Annotated in this window: 2 protein-coding genes; both read right to left on the bottom strand. The window is 71.7% G+C overall.

Annotation, left to right across the window (positions count from 1 at the left end):
* The coding region (locus tag U9R90_RS36365) for an enoyl-CoA hydratase/isomerase family protein (protein ID WP_411061776.1) at positions 1-278 on the bottom strand (278 nt) is incomplete at its 3' end.
* 76 nt (positions 279-354) lie between these two features.
* On the bottom strand, positions 355-1054 hold a 700-nt coding region (locus U9R90_RS36360; RefSeq protein ID WP_411061774.1), incomplete at its 5' end, for an acetate--CoA ligase family protein.

The raw sequence follows: 1054 nt of genomic DNA, 5'->3' as shown, positions 1-1054 counted from the left end.
GCGGGGGCGGAGCCGGACGTGGGGGCGGGCGCTCCGCGGAGGTCGGCGCCGGCGCAGAAGCCCTTCCCGGTCGCGGTGATCACGACGGCCCGGATGCCGGGATCGGCGGAGGCGTCGGCGAGCAGCGCGATGACGCGTTCCCGCTGGTCCCAGGTGACGGCGTTCATGGCTTCGGGGCGGTTGAGAGTGATCCAGGAGACGCCGTTGTCAGTGGCGTGGAGTACCAATGAATCAAGCGAATGAAGCGAGTCGCCGGACTGTTCGGGGGAGGGCGTCATGCGAAAGTGGCTCCGTTTCGTAGGTCGACGGCTGCGCGCAGGCCGGTGGATGCACAGAAGCCGCTGGACAACACGGTCAGCGGCACACCGCGAGCGCGTCCAGCGCCACCGCCCCCTGCCCGCGCGGCAGCACCATCAGCGGGTTGATGTCGAGTTCGGCGAGCTCGTCGCCCAGTTCGAGCGCCATGCGCTGGACCCGGAGTACGACCTCGACCAGCGCGTCGACATCGGCCGGGGGCGCCCCGCGGACCCCGTCGAGCAGGGCCCGGCCGCGCAGCTCGCGGAGCATCGCCCGCGCCTGGTCCTCACCGAAGGGCGGTACGCGTACGGCCGCGTCCCGCAGCACCTCGACGAGCACCCCGCCGAGCCCGACCGTGACCGTCGGGCCGAAGAGCTGGTCATGTGTGACGCCGACGACCATCTCCACGCCCCGCTCGACCATCTGGCACACCAGCACACCGTCGAGCTCGATGCCCTCGTAGCGGGCGATGTCGGTCAGCTCCCGATAGGCGTCCCGCACCTGGCTGGCCGAGGTCAGACCGACCTTGACCAGGCCGAGTTCGGTCTTGTGGGCGAGCCGCGCGCCGGAGGCCTTCATTACGACGGGGTAGCCGACCAGGCCCGCGGCCCGGACGGCCGCCGCCGCGCTGGTCACCAGCTGCTCGCGCGGGACCCGTATCCCGTACGCGCGCAGCAGCTGCTTCGCCGCGTGTTCGCTCAGCTGCTGGCCCGGGTGCATCAGGGCCTGTGCCTTGCGGAAGGAGGGGGAGGGGGTG

Origin of the sequence: Streptomyces sp. E11-3 (assembly GCF_046540415.1) — a bacterium.
Classification (GTDB): Bacteria; Actinomycetota; Actinomycetes; order Streptomycetales; family Streptomycetaceae; genus Streptomyces.
The sequence above is the reverse complement of the archived record's forward strand: the minus strand, read 5'-3'. Positions and strand labels throughout refer to the sequence as shown.